The organism is Akkermansia biwaensis (genome assembly GCF_026072915.1).
Taxonomy (GTDB): Bacteria; Verrucomicrobiota; Verrucomicrobiia; order Verrucomicrobiales; family Akkermansiaceae; genus Akkermansia; species Akkermansia biwaensis.
The window spans coordinates 1,833,728-1,850,177 of record NZ_AP025943.1; the positions used below are offsets into that span (position 1 = coordinate 1,833,728).

At 57.8% G+C, this 16,450-nt stretch carries 14 protein-coding genes; 13 read left to right on the forward strand and 1 reads right to left on the reverse strand.

Translation table 11 applies throughout. The features are described 5' to 3' along the window. The first annotated feature begins 91 nt into the window (after nucleotides 1-91). From OQH67_RS07480 to OQH67_RS07515, 8 genes are all read left to right on the forward strand, one after another. Nucleotides 92-988: a L,D-transpeptidase family protein gene (locus OQH67_RS07480; protein WP_215435197.1), complete on the forward strand. Its 897-nt coding sequence runs from the start codon at nucleotides 92-94 to the stop codon at nucleotides 986-988. A gap of 1 nt (nucleotide 989) precedes the next feature. Further along, complete coding sequence (locus OQH67_RS07485; protein WP_257226980.1) at nucleotides 990-1,598, forward strand: sugar O-acetyltransferase; 609 nt, start codon at nucleotides 990-992, stop codon at nucleotides 1,596-1,598. A gap of 98 nt (nucleotides 1,599-1,696) precedes the next feature. After that, nucleotides 1,697-1,951, forward strand: a complete 255-nt coding sequence (rpsO, locus tag OQH67_RS07490) for a 30S ribosomal protein S15 (RefSeq protein WP_067573867.1) — start codon at nucleotides 1,697-1,699, stop codon at nucleotides 1,949-1,951. Between the two features lie 148 nt (nucleotides 1,952-2,099). Next, entirely contained in the window at nucleotides 2,100-2,717 is a 618-nt protein-coding gene (locus tag OQH67_RS07495; RefSeq protein WP_215435199.1) for a TetR/AcrR family transcriptional regulator, read from the forward strand. After that, complete coding sequence (locus OQH67_RS07500; protein ID WP_215435200.1) at nucleotides 2,714-3,724, forward strand: HlyD family secretion protein; 1,011 nt, start codon at nucleotides 2,714-2,716, stop codon at nucleotides 3,722-3,724. Before OQH67_RS07495 ends, OQH67_RS07500 begins: the two co-directional genes overlap by 4 nt. A gap of 11 nt (nucleotides 3,725-3,735) precedes the next feature. After that, nucleotides 3,736-5,295, forward strand: a complete 1,560-nt coding sequence (locus tag OQH67_RS07505; RefSeq protein ID WP_215435201.1) for an MFS transporter — start codon at nucleotides 3,736-3,738, stop codon at nucleotides 5,293-5,295. Then, entirely contained in the window at nucleotides 5,292-6,707 is a 1,416-nt protein-coding gene (locus tag OQH67_RS07510) for an efflux transporter outer membrane subunit (protein ID WP_215435202.1), read from the forward strand. The genes OQH67_RS07505 and OQH67_RS07510 overlap by 4 nt, the downstream gene beginning before the upstream one ends. A 352-nt stretch (nucleotides 6,708-7,059) precedes the next feature. After that, nucleotides 7,060-9,201, forward strand: a complete 2,142-nt coding sequence (locus OQH67_RS07515) for a polyribonucleotide nucleotidyltransferase (RefSeq protein WP_067573851.1) — start codon at nucleotides 7,060-7,062, stop codon at nucleotides 9,199-9,201. 120 nt (nucleotides 9,202-9,321) lie between these two features. On the opposite strand, the gene OQH67_RS07520 is transcribed toward OQH67_RS07515, so the two are convergent. After that, nucleotides 9,322-10,269, reverse strand: a complete 948-nt coding sequence (locus OQH67_RS07520; protein WP_215435203.1) for an AraC family transcriptional regulator — start codon at nucleotides 10,267-10,269, stop codon at nucleotides 9,322-9,324. 368 nt (nucleotides 10,270-10,637) lie between these two features. Here OQH67_RS07520 and OQH67_RS07525 point away from each other — a divergent pair, with 368 nt between their 5' ends. The 5 genes from OQH67_RS07525 to OQH67_RS07545 all read left to right on the forward strand — a co-directional run bounded on the left by OQH67_RS07525 (nucleotide 10,638) and on the right by OQH67_RS07545 (nucleotide 16,418). Then, nucleotides 10,638-11,633, forward strand: a complete 996-nt coding sequence (locus OQH67_RS07525) for an alpha/beta hydrolase (protein ID WP_343195905.1) — start codon at nucleotides 10,638-10,640, stop codon at nucleotides 11,631-11,633. 150 nt (nucleotides 11,634-11,783) lie between these two features. Further along, on the forward strand, nucleotides 11,784-12,740 hold the full coding sequence (locus OQH67_RS07530) for an EamA family transporter (protein ID WP_215435205.1): 957 nt from the start codon (nucleotides 11,784-11,786) through the stop codon (nucleotides 12,738-12,740). A 285-nt stretch (nucleotides 12,741-13,025) separates the two neighbouring features. Then, entirely contained in the window at nucleotides 13,026-13,949 is a 924-nt protein-coding gene (locus OQH67_RS07535; protein ID WP_215435206.1) for a DUF3737 family protein, read from the forward strand. Nucleotides 13,950-13,981: 32 nt separating this feature from the next. Then, nucleotides 13,982-15,214, forward strand: a complete 1,233-nt coding sequence (locus OQH67_RS07540; protein ID WP_215435207.1) for an MFS transporter — start codon at nucleotides 13,982-13,984, stop codon at nucleotides 15,212-15,214. Then, the gene (locus OQH67_RS07545; RefSeq protein WP_215435208.1) at nucleotides 15,186-16,418 is read left to right on the forward strand and encodes a DUF418 domain-containing protein; all 1,233 of its coding nucleotides are present in this window, start codon (nucleotides 15,186-15,188) and stop codon (nucleotides 16,416-16,418) included. The genes OQH67_RS07540 and OQH67_RS07545 overlap by 29 nt, the downstream gene beginning before the upstream one ends. Nucleotides 16,419-16,450: the final 32 nt, after the last annotated feature.

Here is a 16,450-nt window from a genome sequence, read left to right on the forward strand (position 1 = left end):
TTTTTTGATTGATGGTTGACAGTTTCGTCAAAAAACGGTTCTTTTTTCCGGCGTTCCGTTGTCTAACGGAGTGATGCTGCCGCACGAGATAATGAAATTGCCCCGTTTTTCCCTGCCTGCCCTGTTGTTCTGTATCCCGGTTTTGGTAACTTCCTGCGGTACTGGCGGGCGGAATGCCCCTCTTCCTCCGGCTTCCTCCACACCTGTGGAGGAACTGACCGGGTATTTTGAGGGGAAGGGAACCATCCCCGGCCATCTGCTCAAGTGGGAGGATGATCCTTCCCTGCCCGGAAAGCTTCTGATCGTGGTGGACAAGAAAAAGCAGATGATGTACGTTTACCGTGGCACGCACCGCATAGCCTATGCTCCCATCAGCTCCGGAAAAAGCCACGGCATGACGCCGGACGGCTATTTCCGCATCTCCTCCAAGGACAGGGACCATCATTCCTATTACGGGACCTTTGTATCGAGTGACGGAAGCCAGCGGGACGGCGACATCAGAAAGGAATCCCCGAGGGCGGGAGAAAGGTTTGAGCCTGCCAAAATGCCCTACTTCATGAGGGTGAACGGGGCGGTAGGCATTCATGAAGGGTATCTGCCCGGGCATCCTTCCTCGCACGGGTGCATACGCATTCCCCATCTGATTGCCGCAAATCTCTTTGAGGTTGCCCCGGTGGGGACGCGCGTCATTGTCAAATACGGCAGCTGGAACGTTCATGACCTGCAGAAGAAACCGGATTCCCATTTCAAAACGGTGCACAGGCCCTCTCCGGGCAAGTCGGGAGGAACCGCGGTGGCCGGGACTGGCGGGAATTCTTCTTCCCCCGGCCTGGAAGTTCCTTTAAAATCGGGACAATCCGCGGGAAAAAATGAAGAGGCTTCCGCGTCTTCGGGCGCTTCGCCCGTGGCGGAATCCGCCCTCCCTTCCTTTTCTCCGGCGGAGGCGGCATCCCCCTCTTCCGGCCATGGACTCAAACCAGTTGAATAATATGCTTTCCGGACGTCTGTACGACGCCCGCGATCCGGAACTGGCCGTGCGGCGCCTCAGGGCCCGCAGGCTGACGGCCCGTTATAACGGTGCGGACCCGGAGGATGATGAATTGCGCCGGGAAACGGCCCGCGAGCTTCTGGGAAGCGTTGGGGAGGGGTGCTATCTGGAGCCCCCGTTCAGGTGCGACTACGGTTCCAACATCAGCCTGGGGGACCGCGTTTACGCCAATTTCAATCTGGTCATTCTGGATTGCGCCCGGGTGGAAATTGGAAACGACGTGCTGATAGGCCCGAATGTAGGCATTTATACCGCGGGCCATCCTGTGGACCCCGGCCTCAGGCAGGAATGCCTGGAATTCGCACTGCCGATCACCATTGAAGACGGCGTCTGGATAGGCGGCCACGTGGCGGTGGCTCCCGGCGTGCGCATCGGCAGGAACTCCGTGATAGGAGCCGGAAGCGTGGTGACCCGGGACATTCCCCCCGGCGTGGTGGCCGCGGGCAATCCCTGCCGCGTTCTGCGGTCCATTGAGGAAAGAGACCGCGAATTTTATGCCGGAAACAGGCGCGTGGACGGCCGGGCGGAGACAAATTCCCGGATGCCGTGAAATTTGAATTGCCTTTAAAGGGTGATCGTGCATAGTTGACGCCCTCACAGTGTCGATTAGCCGCTGCCACGAGCTAAACACATTCAAGAAAAACACTCATGAGTAACGAAATCAATCTGCAGGAATTCAAGATGCATGAAAAGGACTCCGGTAGCTCCAGCTTCCAGATCGCCCTTCTGACCAAGCGCATCGCCCACCTGACCGCCCACCTGGGAGAAAACAAGCACGACGTTTCCTCCCGCCGCGGGCTGCTGAAAATGGTGGCTCTGCGCCGCAAGCTTCTTGACTACGTCAAGCGTGAAGATCTGGCCCAGTATCAGAGCCTGATTCAGCGTCTTGGACTGCGCCGCTAAGCGGAGGAGCATATTCCCGTTTGATACGGCCGTTGCGTTTTTCGCGGCGGCCGTTTTTTGTGGCCCGGTGTACGGGTTTTCCTGCCTCCGCCCGGAGGGGAAGGAAGGCTTGACTGGCTGAAAATGTCTGTTAGCCTGACAGACATCTATGGAACAGATGACAAGAATCCAGCAAAATACGCTGCGGAGGATTGTGGAGGCGGCCATTGAATTGATGAGCGAGCGGGGATTTCACCGGGTCAGCGTGCAGGAGGTCGGGAAAAAGGCAGGCATTTGTGAAAAAACCGTATTCCGCTACTTTGCGACGAAAAAATCCCTGCTGGATGAAATCATCCGGTACAGGGCGTACGCCAGCGAACTGAAAAGGGAATTTGAAAACGGCAGGACCTGGAATCTGGATCATGACCTGAAACTGGCGGCGCGGCTCTACTTTCAGGAAACGAAGGCCAAGAGGAACGCGTTCCGGGCCTATCTGAGCGCCCTGGATTCCGTGGACACGAACGGGGAGGACTTTCTGCGTGATCCGCGGGAGCTTCACGCCTTCCTGTGCGACTACATGACCGCCATGCAGAAAAAGGGGAAGGTCAGGGCGGGGGATGTGCGCCTCATGGTGCGAGCCTTCGTCAACACGCTGCACGGGTACATGCTCATGTACTGCCTGAATGACGACGGCAAATCATGGGGGAACAAGGTGGCTTCCATGAAACTGACCATAGACCTGTTCATTCAGGGATTCTCTCAAACCGGCAATTCCGTCACTGCATGAGCAAGCATCTGAAGGCCGTTTCCCTGGGAAGCATGGCTCTGGCGGCTGCGGGCGGCATCATCTGGGGAGTCTGGCACATCCGGGAAAGTCGTTCCATGAATACGGACGACTGCCGCGTGGAGGCGAGCATCGTGTCCGTGGGCACCAAGCTGGCGGAACGGGTGGTTGCCGTGGATGTGGAGGAAGGAGACACGGTGAAGAAGGGACAGACGCTCGCCCATCTGGACGGCCGGGCCGTCCAGGCGCGCCTGCTGGCCGCGCGTTCCAGAGTCAAGCTCATGCAGGCCAGGTATGATGAAATGCTGGCGGGATTCCGCCCTCAGGAAATCGAATCCCAGCGGGCCAAAACCGCCCAGGCTGCCGCCAATCTGGAACACGCGCGGCGTGATTACGAGCGCATTGAAAAACTAGTGCGCGACCAGGCGGGTATCAGCTCCGCGGACCGCGATGCCGTCCGGGCCTCCTATTTGGCGGCTCAGGCCGTGGAAAAGGCGGAACGGGAAAATCTGGCCCTGCGCCTGGAAGGCTACCGCGAAGAGGAAAAAAGGTCGGCCCAGGCCCAGCTGGAGGCGGCCAGGGCGGAGCAGGATGAACTGGAAGTGCTGTGCGAGGAATGCGTGATCAAGTCCCCTGTGGACGGAATCATTGCCCGCAAGCTGGTGAATGGCGGAGAAATGGTCAGCGCCGGGCAGAAACTCTTCTCCATCGTGGACAGCCATGACATCTGGCTCAATGTCCGGGTGGAGGAGACGAAAATAGGCCGCATCAGGACGGGACAGGAAGTGCGGTTCACGCTGGACGGCTATGACGGCCGGGTGTTTTACGGAAAGGTGTATGAAATAGGCGCGGCCTCCTGCTCCATGTTCTCCCTCATCTCCACGGAAAACGTCAGCGGTTACTTCACCAAGGTCATGCAGCGCTTCCCCATCAAGGTAAGCCTGCCGGAAAGCGGGGACGGCGTGGTATTCCGGCCCGGCATGCAGGGCACGGTTTCCATCGGTTTCTGATCAGGGGCGTTATGGGCGGAAATGCGGATGAAAAGGAAATGTCCGGAGCGCGGCGGTGGCTGCTGCTGGGGATGGCTTGTGCCTGCACCATGCTCCCGTTCCTGAACATGGGGTGCATCACGGCTGCCACGCCCGACCTCTCCGGCACCTTTGTCGTGGGTACCCTGGACGTTTCCTGGTCCGGAGCGGCGTGTCCGCTGGGAACGGCCCTGTCCTTCACCGTGGCGGCGTACTTGTGGGCGCGCCTCGGATTGAGAAGATCGCTGCGGACGGCACTGCTGCTGATGCTGGCCGGGACGCTGGCTGGACTGGCGGCGGACCATTTCTTCATCATGGTTCTGGCCCGTTTCCTTCAGGGGACGGGAGGCGGTCTGGCCCTGGTTTACGGCACGGGCCTGGTCAATGCCGCGCTGCCGCCGGAGCGCCGCAGCCCGGCGATGGGAGTGAAACTGTGTTCCATCGGGCTGGCTTCCTGTGCAAGCCCGGTGGCTGGATGCCTGCTGGTCCAGTACTGGCACTGGAAGGGGCTGTTTGTGATCGTGGGCGCGGCGGCCGCCCTGCTGGCGGTTTTGACGACCTTGTATGTCCCCAACACGAAGATTCCCAAAAACGGGAAATTTGACTGGTTCTCCTTCCTGACGCTGGCGGCGGGGTGCGTGTGCATCCTGATGGTGCTCATTTACGGAGAAACGGACGGCTGGACGGCTCCCGGAGTCCTGTGCTGGATGTACGGCGGATTCTGCTCCTTCGTGCTGGCCGCCATCTCCTGTATGACCCACCGGACGCCTCTGCTGGACGTCCGTGTGCTGGGAAACTGGCGGTTTCTGTTCGGGCTGCTGGCCTCCCTGTGCAACATCTTTTGCATTTGCTGGGTGCGCGTGGGAACGGTGCAGTTCATGCGCAACGTCATGAACTACGAGCCCGCGGGAATCGCATGGGTATTCCTGGTGCTGGTGGCGGGGTTCTGCGCCGGTGCGGCTATCGTCCTGCCGCTGATGCAGAAAGGCAGGCTGGCCCTGAGGGTTGGTATGATGGCGGGACTGCTGGGGCTGGGTTCCTCCGCCTTCTTTCTGTCCCGGCTGGACGCCGGCTGCTCCTGGCTGGACGTGGCGTGGCCCCTGGGCCTTTTCGGTGTCGGGTACGCCTTCTGCCTGAATGTCGCCACGCCGCTCGCGCTGCGGGGGGTGGAGGCTAAATCCGCCGCGGCCTCCTCCCGGACGCTGAACACGGTGCGTTACGTCTTCATTTCCATGTATGTCGGTAGCGTGAGCACCGTGCTGGCCCACATGAAGACGGGGTACCGCTTCGACATGGCGGAACAGGTCCGGGACGACTCTCCCGGCACGGTGCAGACGCTCGACATGTGGCAGCGGCATTTCTCGGAAACGGGTGGGACGGCGGCGGACATCCATGCCTCCGTGAACGCCATGCTGAACCATGCCGTAGCCTTGCAGAGCCAGGTATTTTCCGTGGATGCCTTTTACCTTTGCACCGTGATCGTGGGGGCCGCCGGAGTCCTCTTTGCGCTGCTTTGCCTGAAATCTGGAAAGGAACGAAACACAGCTTCATGAATACTCTGATCTCCCTTGTTTCCGTATCGGCGGCCGCGGTCCTTTTGCTGGCGGCATGCGGCGGCCCGGCTGCATTTGAAAGGCCCGCGATGGACATTCCGGACGGAACGGCTCGGTCTTCCCCCGTGGGAAAAAACTGGTGGTTCGTTTTCCATGACGGAGCCCTGAACCGGCTGGAGGAAAAAGCCGTGGAACACAACCGCGATCTTGTGCGCGCTTCTGCGCTGGTGGATCGTGCCGCGGCCATGGCGGACGAGGCGGGTGCCTCCCTGATGCCGCAGGCCGGATTTCAGGCGGAGGGGAAAAGGCAGGAGCTGTCCGAGGGTGAGCGCTACATGAACAATTTGCCGGACCGCGCTAGGGATCTGTGGGGCATGTCCGGGGTGCTCTCCTACGAAGTTGACCTGTGGGGAAGGCTGAGAGCCCTCACGGAAGAGGCCCGTGCGGACCTGCTGGCCTCCTCCGCGGCGCGGGATGCCGTTTATCTGAGACTCACCGCGGAAGTGGCCTCCGCCTACATCAGTGTTCGGACGTGGGAGGAAAAATGCCTCATCATCCGGCATGTCCACGCCTCCTACGAACAGACGTGCTCCATGTATGAAAAGCGGTTTGTTCAGGGACAGTATCCGGAACTTGCGTTGCGGCGCGTTCAGGCGGAGCGGGCCAAAACCCTGGCCCAGCTGAAGCTGGCGGAAAACGAGCTGTCCCGCGCGGAAAGCGCTCTGGCCGTGCTGGTGGGGGACAGCCCCCGGCAGATCATGGCGGGAAGACGCCTTACCGGGGGCCGGGAGGATCTGCTGGCGTCCCCTCCTTCCATTCCGGCAGGAATACCGGGGGATATGATCGAACGGCGTCCGGACATCTGTGAACTGGAAGCCCGGTTGAAGGCGGCCTTTTACGGAAAGGAGGCGGCGCGTGCGGACAGGCTCCCTTCCCTGGTGCTGACGGGCAGGCTGGGGCAGGTCAGCTCCCGGCTGGAAGACCTGCTGTCGCGCCCGTCCAGGAACTATGATATGGGCGCGGGCATCCTGCAAACCTTGTTTGACGGAGGCAGAAAGCGCGCCGCGGTGCGGGCCGCCTCCGCCGAATGCACGGCTGTGCAGGCCGCCTATGAACAGGCCGTGCTGAACGCCTTCCGGGAAATACGGGATGCCCTGGTGGAGCGCCGGAAAAGCGCGGAAGCCTACGAGGCTTCCCGGGACGAGGTAACCTGCCTGCGCCGGAGCTGGGACATTGCCTCCAAGCAATATGAAGCCGGGTACCTGGGGCTGATGGACGCCCTGGACACGCACCGGAACCTGCTGAGCGGGGAGCTGGACATGGCGGACGCCGCGCAGATGCGTTTGAATGCCATTGTCAAATTCTGCAAGGCTCTGGGCGGCGGATGGCAAAGGGGGCCGGATTCCGCATGAGGGAAAACTGCGGAAAGGCGCGTTATCGAACTATTTGCTTGCATTATCCTTGACAGGGACTATGCTGGCATCCGACGTTCGGGGACTGTGTTCCCGCTCGTTTTTTATCGGGCATGCCTTGAGAAATTTTCGGATTTTCACGGGCTGTCAGGCCGGTAAGACTGGCATGGAACGCTTGATCCGCATGGGATGTGCGTCCTGCCGCGCGAGTCCTTTTTCCATTCCGGGAAGCGAGGGCCGCGAATAAGTTCTTCCTGAGGCACTGCCCGTACCTAACGTCATTCAGGTTTTCCGCCCGGAGCCGGCCTGGATGAGCAGATGAGGCTGCGGGTGATTGAAAGACAATAATATAATGAGCATACATTCAGTTGAATGCAACGTTGGTACAAATCCCGTTACGATTGAAACCGGTAAAATGGCACGTCTTGCGGACGGCGCCGTGACAGTGCGTTGCGGAGACACCGTGGTTCTGGTCACGGCTGTCAGCGCCACCAAGGTGAAGGAAGGCCAGACCTTCTTCCCCCTGTCCGTGGAATACAAGGAAAAAGCCGCTGCGGCGGGCATGTTCCCCGGCGGCTACTTCAAGCGCGAAGGCCGTCCCACGGAAAAGGAAATCCTGACCTGTCGCATGACGGACCGTCCGCTGCGCCCCCTTTTCCCCAAAGGCTATCTTTACGATACCCAGGTGATCGCCATCCTGCTCTCCGCAGACGGTGAAAACGATTCCGACATTCTCAGCATCAACGGCGCTTCTGCCGCCCTCTGCGTGTCCGACATTCCTTTCCAGGGCCCCGTGGGCGCCGTGCGCGTCGGTAAAATCGATGGCCAGTTCGTCATCAACCCCACCAATACCCAGCGCAAGGAAAGCACCCTGGACTTGGTGTACGTGGGCAACAAGAAAGACGTGATCATGATTGAAGGCTCCGCGAATGAGCTGCCGGAAGAAGAATTCGTGCAGGCTCTCCGCTTTGCCCAGGAAAACGTTACCAAGCTTTGCGAAGCGCAGGAAGAACTGGCCCGCGTGGCCGGCAAGCCCAAGCGCTCCTATGAACTGATTGTCGCCAAGCCGGAACTGCTGGAAATCGGCTATGAAATCGCCGGAGACCGCATTGAAGACGCCATTTACGCCGACAGCAAGGTGGAACGCCAGAAGAAGGTGGGTGCCCTGCGCGACGAAGTGGAAGCCGCCATCAAGGAACGCCATCCGGAAGCCACGGACTTTGACGTGGAGCAGGTATTTGAATACATCCAGAAAAAGGCCTTCCGCATTTCCATCATGGAAAAGAACAAGCGTGCCGACGGCCGCGAACTCAAGCAGCTGCGTCCCCTGACGGCGGAAATCAACTGCCTGCCTTCCGTCGTTCACGGTTCCGCCCTCTTCGCCCGCGGCGAAACCATGGCCATGGCCCTTGCCACGCTGGCTCCGCTGGAAGAAAGACAGTACTTTGACTCCTACACCGGCGGTGAAGACACCAAGCGCTTCATTCTGCACTACAACTTCCCGCCCTTTTCCGTGGGCGATACGGGCCGTTTCGGCGGCCAGAACCGCCGTGAAATTGGCCATGGCGCCCTTGCGGAACGTTCCATCGCTCCCGTCATTCCGGCGGATGCGGACTTCCCCTATGCCATCCGCGTTTCCTCGGAAGTCATGGAATCCAACGGCTCCACCTCCATGGCCACCGTCTGCGCGGGCACCATGTCCCTGCTGGCCGCCGGGGTTCCGCTGATCCGTCCGGTAGCCGGCATCTCCGTAGGCCTGGTGACCGAATTCAACGGCGATCAGATGGAACGCTACGTGACCCTTCTGGACATCATCGGTTCCGAAGACTTCTACGGCGACATGGACTTCAAGCTTTGCGGCACGGATGCGGGCGTCACCGGCTACCAGCTGGACCTCAAGCTCCCCGGCATCCCGCTGGACATTTTGGAAGAAGCCATCTATGTGGCCAAGAAGGGCCGTTCCGACGTGCTGAACGTGATGCATGAAGCCATTGCCGCCCCGGCGGAAATGAGCCCGAACGCTCCCCGCATTGAATCCACCAAGATTCCCGCCGACCGCATTGGCGAACTGATTGGCCCCGGCGGCAAGAACATCAAGGCCATCCAGGCGGAATCCGGCGCTGACATCAACATTGAGGAAGACGGCACCGTGCACATCTACGCCTCCAAGCAGGAAGGCTTGGACCGCGCCATGGAACTGGTCACCCGCATGTTCAAGACCATTGAAATCGGTGAGCTGTACACCGGCAAGATCGTTTCCACGACCACCTTCGGGGCGTTCATGGAAGTGCTGCCCGGCAAGGACGGCCTCATTCACATCTCCGAACTGGCCGAAGGCCGCACGGTGAAGACGGAAGACGTCGTCAGTGTGGGGGACGTGGTGACCGCCAAATGCATCGGCATCGACGACAAGGGCCGCGTGAAAATGTCCATCCGTGCCGCTCTGCGCGACGCCAAGGCTGCCGAAGCCGAAGCCGCTGGCATCACGGAATAACGGTTCTCCATTGAGCCTGTAACATAGGGGCCGCCTCTTCCGGGGTACTTCAACCGGGGAAGGCGGCCTCTTTTTTGTCTGGGGGTTGCCGTTGTGGAAGCTGGTTCCCTTTGATTCCCGTCAGACTGGCGCGGATTGCAGCATTTTAATATCCGTGCGGGGCGGATTTCCGAACATGCGCTTGTATTCCCGGTTGAATTGGGTAGGGCTTTCATAGCCCACGCGGAAGGCGGCATTCCCCGCATCCATGTTTTCCAGAAGCATGAGGCGTCTGGCCTCATTCAGACGGATTCTCTTTTGAAATTGTAACGGGCTGATGGCCGTCAGGGCGCGGAAATGCTGATGAAAGCCGGAAGGGCTCATTCCTGCGTGTTTCGCCAGTTCGCTGATATGCAGGGGCTGGTCGAAATGCCGTTTCATCCAGTCAATGGCCCGTGCGATCTGGTTGCTGCGGCTCTCCGCCATGATGATCTGCCTCAACCGGGTTCCCTGGCCTTCGTCCATCAGCAGGCGATAGTAAATTTCCTGTTCCACCAGGCGCTGGAAAACGGGAATTTCCTCCGGAGTATCCAGCAATGCCAGCAGGCGTTCCACGGCGTTGAGCAGGGGCGGCGTCAGCTTGCTGACGCCTATTCCCCGGTCCGTCGGGCTGGAACTGGCCGGGGGGAGGCTGCTGTGGAGCATGAGCCGGGATATCTCCTTCAAATCGAGTTCCAGCGTCAACCCCAGGTAGGGCTTTTCCGGAGTGGCTTCCAGAATGTGGGAAACGATCGGGAGTTCTACGGAAGAAACCACGAACGTCTGCGCGTCATAGACATAGGCCTCATCCCCCAGCAGGATGCGCTTGACCCCTTGTGCGATCAGGCAAAGATGGGGGGCGAACATGTAGCTGCTCGGCTCCGTGGGCGACGACCAGCGGTGAAGCACCAGTCCGGGAATAGCCGTCTCTGTCCGGTGCTTCCCTTCCGTCCATTTGGCGATCATACCGGCAAGTCGTAACGGTTCATGTACGGCGGAGAAGGAAGGAGCTCCGGAACCTTTCTTCTTCATTTCATTCGTCAATTTCATGATGTACCCATTGTATTCAAGGAATGGCTGGGAGCAATCCCATTCATCTCCATTTTGCAGGATTGGGCAATAATGCAAAAGTATCGGGCTAACTGATTTCCGGATCTTCTGTTATATTGCCATTATCCGGTTGGAAGACCGGACAGGACCGTAAAGGGAAAAGGTGGAAGAGGCGAGGCACAGCCCGTTTTCCGTCATCCCCCGGCGGCCTGGGGCAAGGAAGCTGCGCTGAAACATGCCGGAAACCCCTCATGCGCCCATGAAAAAACCTCAATCAAGCAAACAGAAAGAAACAGGCAATGAACTCGAAATCCATCATCAACCGCAAGGTAAAAAAACTCACGGCAACGGCCTTGGGCGCGCTCGTCATGTCCGGCGGCATCGCCTGCGCGGCGGACAAGCCCGCGGACGCGCACAACTTCTACAAGAGCGGCAAGGTCGCCTCTCAGAAAGTTGAATTCAACAACCAGTATAAAATGAAGATGGCGGGAAACCTGTTCCTGCCCGGAGACATGGACAAGGATGCGAAATACCCAGCCATCGTCGTGGGGCATCCCATGGGCGCCGTCAAGGAACAAAGTGCGAACCTGTACGCCGTGAAAATGGCTGAACGGGGATTCGTGACGCTGGCCATTGATCTCCCCTTCTGGGGTGAAAGTGCGGGAGAACCCCGCAACGCCGTATCTCCGGACATGTATGCCGAAGCTTTCAGCGCGGCCGTGGACTTTCTGGGCACGCGCCCGTTTGTCGACCGCGGCTGCATCGGGGCCATCGGGATTTGCGGCAGCGGAAGCTTTGCCGTCAGCGCCGCCAAAATCGACCCGCGGCTGAAAGCCGTCGCCACCGTCAGCATGTATGACATGGGTGCGGCCAGCCGCAACGGACTCCGGAAATCGCAAACTCTTGAACAGAGGAAGAAGATTCTCGCGGAAGCGGCGGAACAGCGTTATGTGGAATTCTCCGGAGGGGCAGCCAAATACACCAGCGGCACGGTGCATGAACTCAACGAAAATTCCCACCCCATTGAAAGGGAATTCTATGAATTCTACCGCACTCCGAGAGGCGAATTCACCCCCAGAGGCCAGTCGCCGGAACTGACCACGCATCCCACACTGACCAGCAACGTAAAATTCATGAACTTCCATCCCTTTGCGGACATTGAAACCATCTCCCCCCGCGCCCTGCTGTTCATCGCGGGCGAGGAGGCACATTCACGGGAATTCAGCGAAGACGCGTACCGGAGGGCGGCCGAACCCAAGGAACTGTACTGGGTGCCCAAGGCCGGACATGTGGACCTCTATGACCGGGTAAACCTGATTCCGTTTGACAAGCTGACGGACTTCTTCACTAAAAACCTGAAATAATCCTCCCGCGTTAAAAGAACGGGCCGGGAGCATTGGTCACGGACCTTCCCGCGGCGATGCTCCCGGCGGTTCACGAACAAAACAGGGACAAACAGGAAAACCTGCATGGCTTTCTCCTGATAAGTCCTCCGCGGAAATCGACACCGGAACATGACGACAATGACGGAAAGCACGACAAAAAAAGAACCGGGACGCCTGGCCGTTATTCTTGCGTATTTTCTGATCTACGTCGTTTGGGGGTCCACTTACTATTTCATTGGCGTGGCCCTCAGGGGATTTCCACCCTTCCTACTGGGAGGCCTGCGTTTCAGTGCGGCGGGAATACTGCTGCTGACCTTTAGCCGCATCCGGAGGGAGGGCATCTTCCGGGGCGGCCTGATCCGGAAATCCGCCGTCAGTGGAATTATCCTGCTTTTCATTGACATGGCGGTCATCATGCTCGCCCAGCAATACTTGAGCAGCAGCCTGGTGGCCATCCTTGCATCGTCAACCGTCATCTGGATCATGGCTCTGGACATCCCCATGTGGAAAACAAATTTCAGGCTTCCTGCCGTTTCCATAGGCATTGTCACGGGATTCCTGGGGGTGGGGCTTCTGTTTCTGGAACAGCTCTTCCACGGCGGGAAAAACGTCCATCACGAATATGGCGTGGTTCTCCTGGTCGTAGGCTGCATCTCCTGGGCTCTCGGAACACTGTATGCAAAATACAAATCGTCTTCCGAAGAGGAAGTGAACGATTTTGCCGGTGCGGCGTGGCAAATGCTTTTTGCCGGCGGCATGTTCTGGGTCTGTTCGTTCCTGGGCCGTGAAACGGATGCCGTCAGTTGGGAAGCGATTCCGTCCGCCGCGTGGCTTTCCCTGGTCTATTTGATCCTATTCGGTTCCATCCTTGCTTACACCAGCTACATCTGGCTCCTCAAGGTGCGCCCGGCAACGGAAGTAGGCACCCATGCCTACGCAAACCCGCTTGTGGCGGTGGTTCTGGGTACGATGCTGGGCGGTGAGGCGATAAGCTGGATTCAAATAATGGGTCTCTGCATCATCCTTTTCAGCATCTCCCTGATCAGAAAACCTTCCGGCAGCCACATCCGGAAAGGAATTCCATGACTACCCCTTCCCCTAATCTTTTCCTACCTTATTGTATTAACAACGTTTAATAGATGTTTTCTGTCGGAGCTTCCTTGAGCCAACACCAATCAGCCTGCCGCCGGAAACAATCCTTCATACCGCTGCGGAAAAACGATCCGTTCTTATTACAGTTATTCTAACTTTAACCCTGAATACAAACAGCAAAAATTACAAACCCTGAAGAACAGGCGCATCACAAGCGTCCTTTCAAAAAATCTCCTGCTCCGGCAGACATTTACAATACTTTCAACAACACACATCATCATGAAAAAAGAATACATCAGCAACGCATCGTACGGAGGCGAACGCCCCCTCTTTGCCATCCGCAACCTGAGACTCCGCAACGTAACGATCCTCCCCGGAGAATCGGCCTTGAAGGAATGCTTCGGAATTGAAGCCGTTCAATGTGAATTCACGGGGAAATACCCCTTCTGGCACAATGAAGACCTTCTCGTCAGGAACTGCATCTTCCGGGAAGGGGCCCGGGCCGCCATCTGGTATTGCAGGAATTTGCGCATGGTGGACACCCTTGTTGAAGCCCCGAAAATGTTCCGCGACATGGACGGGCTGAAGCTGGAGCGCGTCCGGCTGCCCAATGCCCAGGAAACCCTCTGGCATTGCCGCCATGCGGAACTGGACCAAGTGGCGGCGGGCAAGGGCGACTACATATTCATGCACGGTTCCGATATACGGATCAATCAATTCCGGCTTCAGGGGAACTATTCCTTCCAGTACTGTAAAAACGTGGAAATACGCAATGCGGAAATCCATTCCAAGGATGCCTTCTGGAACACGGAAAACGTAACGGTATATGATTCCGTGCTGGACGGCGAATATCTGGGCTGGCACTCGAAGAACCTGCGCCTGGTCAATTGCCGGATTTCAGGTACCCAGCCCCTGTGCTACGCCACGGATCTGGTCATGGAAAACTGCTCCATGGCGGAGGATGCCGATCTGGCCTTTGAGTACGCCAGCGTGCAGGCGGAAATCAGCGGAACGGTCCGTAGCGTCAAAAATCCGCGCAGTGGCCGCATGGTGGCGGACGGGTACGGGGAAATTATTCTGGACAGCCACTGCAAGGCGCCGGGTGACTGTTCCGTGGAAACCCGTGGGGCGGAATCCGGACAGGCTGCATGGCACCCGGCATCTGCCGGCAAGAGAATCTCTGAAAGGCAGTACACGGAATAAAAACGGAAAAGGGGACCGAACACGATTAAACAATGAAACGGGAAAACAACCAGCATGCGGGAAATGCGGGCGGTCTGCTTGTCTTTATCCTTACTGCCGGCGTATTCGGGATCATTAATACGGAAATGGGAGTCGTGGGGATTCTTCCCCAGATAGCGGAGACATTTCGGATCAGCGTGCCGGATGCGGGCTGGACGGTCGGCCTGTTTGCGCTGATTGTGGCCTTGTCCGCTCCCGTCATGCCGATGTTGTTTTCCAGGGTCAACCGCAGGACGGTCATGCTGCTGGCCCTGGGAACCTTCACGCTGAGCAATCTTGTTTCAGCATTTACCGACAGTTTTACAGTCGTGTTGATAGCCCGGGCCATTCCCGCCTTCCTTCACCCGGTTTACGTTTCCATGGCCTTCACGGTGGCTGCGGCGTCGGCAGGAAAGGCGGGAGCCCCCAGGGCGGTTGCCAGGGTCTTCATCGGTGTATCGGCCGGAATGGTTCTGGGTGTTCCGGTCACCAGCTTCATCGCAAGTATGGCGTCGTTCTCCATGGCCATGCTGTTCTTTGCCGCCGTGAATGCCGTGGTGCTTGTGGCTACGCTGCTCTTTGTTCCCTCTCTGCCCGTCCGGGAGCGACTTTCCTATGGAACTCAGCTGGGCGTACTGAAAAAGGCAGTTACCTGGCAGGCCATTCTGGCCGTTACAATGATCAACGCGGCCATGTTCGGCTTTTTCAGCTACATGTCGGACTATCTGAAAACGATAACGGAAATATCCTACACGCTCATTGGCACGGTATTGCTAGTGTACGGACTGGCCAATATCGTCGGCAACGTCCTGGCGGGCAGGCTGCTTTCCATGAATGCCGCACGGTGTGTAACCCTTATCCCGTTTGTCCTCTTTGCGGTTTACGCGTCCTTGTTCCTGCTGGGTGGCTGGCTTGTCCCGGTAATAGCCATCATCTTTGTTCTGGGAATTCTGGCGGGCATTGCCAGCAACAACATGCAATACATCATCACGGATGCCGCGCCGGAAGCTCCCGATTTTGCCAATGGCCTGTTTCTGGCGTCCGCCAACCTTGGAACGACAGTGGGGACGGCCGTTTGCGGATTGTTCATCACCTTCTTCAATACGCGTTATTCCGTATTGGGGGCGCTCCTGTTTCTCGTGGCGGGCATCGTCTTCATCTTCCTCAGGAATCGTTCCTCAAATCCTCTCTCATCTTCTCAAATCTTGAAAAACAACCATGAAAAACCATCCTTCAGAACACATTGACCCGGTCCGTTCGAAAGAACGCCATATCATCCTTGATGCCTTAAGGGGACTGGCGCTCTTCGGAATCTGTCTGGCCAACTTCCCGGAATTCTCCCTCTATACCTTTCTGAAAAGCGACGCCGTGTCGGCAATGCCTACGGCTGGAATCGACAGGATCATCAAATACATCCAGTACATCCTGATAGACGGAAAATTCTACACCATGTTTTCACTCCTCTTCGGGATAGGATTTTCTATCATCATCTCTAACGCCATGCGGAAGCATGCGGACGGCTTCCGCATCTTCTACCGGAGGATGGGAATCCTGCTGGTCATTGGCTTCCTGCACCTGATGTCCCTTTGGAGCGGTGACATCCTGATGCTTTATGCCCTGCTGGGCCTGCTTCTGCCCCTCTTCCGGAATGTATCCAACAAGGGGCTGCTCCTTGCTTCCGCCTTCCTGCTGCTGGTTCCCATAGCGGCGGATGCCGCGAGAGCCGTTTCCGGCATGGACCCGTCCGCCCCGGTCGTCCGCATGCAGCAGTACTTTTGTGCAAAATACGGCATTACGGAAGACAACTTCGCCTTCTGGCTGAGGGATGCCGCCAGCTACACGGACGTTTTCAAATTCCTGGTGCAGGGGGCCTTTGTCAGAATGCAGGAATTCATTGACGGCAACCGTTTCTTTAAGGTGATGGGATTGTTCCTGCTGGGATTCTACATTGGCAGAAACCGCCTGTATGCCAATCTGGAAGGCAACAAAAAGCTCTTGAAAAAAGTATCCATGTACGGCTTCGCGATCGGACTTCCCGTCTCCGTATTCTATGCGTGGAGCTCCATGAACGGCCATCCGTGGGGGATGACGGCCCATTCGGCCCTGTACGCGTTTGGCGTTTTCCCTGTGGGGCTGGCGTATATGGCGTCCGTCAGCCTGTGGTACCTTCACCGCAGGGAATGCCGGATATTCAAAATACTGGCGGCTCCGGGGCAAATGGCTCTGACCAATTACATCGGGCAGTCCGTGCTGGGCATGATTATTTTTTATGGCATCGGCTTCGGCTTTGGTGCGGATACTGGTCTTGTTGCCGTCATGCTGGTGGCGGCCGGTGTCTATCTCGTTGAGGCGGCATTCAGCCGCATCTGGTTGCATTATTGCCTGTTCGGCCCCCTGGAATGGATATGGCGCATGCTGACTTACGGAAAATGGCTTCCACTCTTTAAATAAATCATGACGAAGATGAAAAAAATGCACTTCTC

Excerpts from the sequence above, each read along its gene's own strand:
- OQH67_RS07480 (WP_215435197.1), top strand. The coding sequence starts at position 92 with ATGAAATTGCCCCGTTTTTCCCTGCCTGCCCTGTTGTTCTGTATCCCG.
- OQH67_RS07485 (WP_257226980.1), top strand. The coding sequence starts at position 990 with ATGCTTTCCGGACGTCTGTACGACGCCCGCGATCCGGAACTGGCCGTG.
- rpsO (WP_067573867.1), top strand. The coding sequence starts at position 1,697 with ATGAGTAACGAAATCAATCTGCAGGAATTCAAGATGCATGAAAAGGAC.
- OQH67_RS07495 (WP_215435199.1), top strand. The coding sequence starts at position 2,100 with ATGGAACAGATGACAAGAATCCAGCAAAATACGCTGCGGAGGATTGTG.
- OQH67_RS07500 (WP_215435200.1), top strand. The coding sequence starts at position 2,714 with ATGAGCAAGCATCTGAAGGCCGTTTCCCTGGGAAGCATGGCTCTGGCG.
- OQH67_RS07505 (WP_215435201.1), top strand. The coding sequence starts at position 3,736 with ATGGGCGGAAATGCGGATGAAAAGGAAATGTCCGGAGCGCGGCGGTGG.
- OQH67_RS07510 (WP_215435202.1), top strand. The coding sequence starts at position 5,292 with ATGAATACTCTGATCTCCCTTGTTTCCGTATCGGCGGCCGCGGTCCTT.
- OQH67_RS07515 (WP_067573851.1), top strand. The coding sequence starts at position 7,060 with ATGAGCATACATTCAGTTGAATGCAACGTTGGTACAAATCCCGTTACG.
- OQH67_RS07520 (WP_215435203.1), bottom strand. The coding sequence starts at position 10,269 with ATGAAATTGACGAATGAAATGAAGAAGAAAGGTTCCGGAGCTCCTTCC.
- OQH67_RS07525 (WP_343195905.1), top strand. The coding sequence starts at position 10,638 with ATGTCCGGCGGCATCGCCTGCGCGGCGGACAAGCCCGCGGACGCGCAC.
- OQH67_RS07530 (WP_215435205.1), top strand. The coding sequence starts at position 11,784 with ATGACGACAATGACGGAAAGCACGACAAAAAAAGAACCGGGACGCCTG.
- OQH67_RS07535 (WP_215435206.1), top strand. The coding sequence starts at position 13,026 with ATGAAAAAAGAATACATCAGCAACGCATCGTACGGAGGCGAACGCCCC.
- OQH67_RS07540 (WP_215435207.1), top strand. The coding sequence starts at position 13,982 with ATGAAACGGGAAAACAACCAGCATGCGGGAAATGCGGGCGGTCTGCTT.
- OQH67_RS07545 (WP_215435208.1), top strand. The coding sequence starts at position 15,186 with ATGAAAAACCATCCTTCAGAACACATTGACCCGGTCCGTTCGAAAGAA.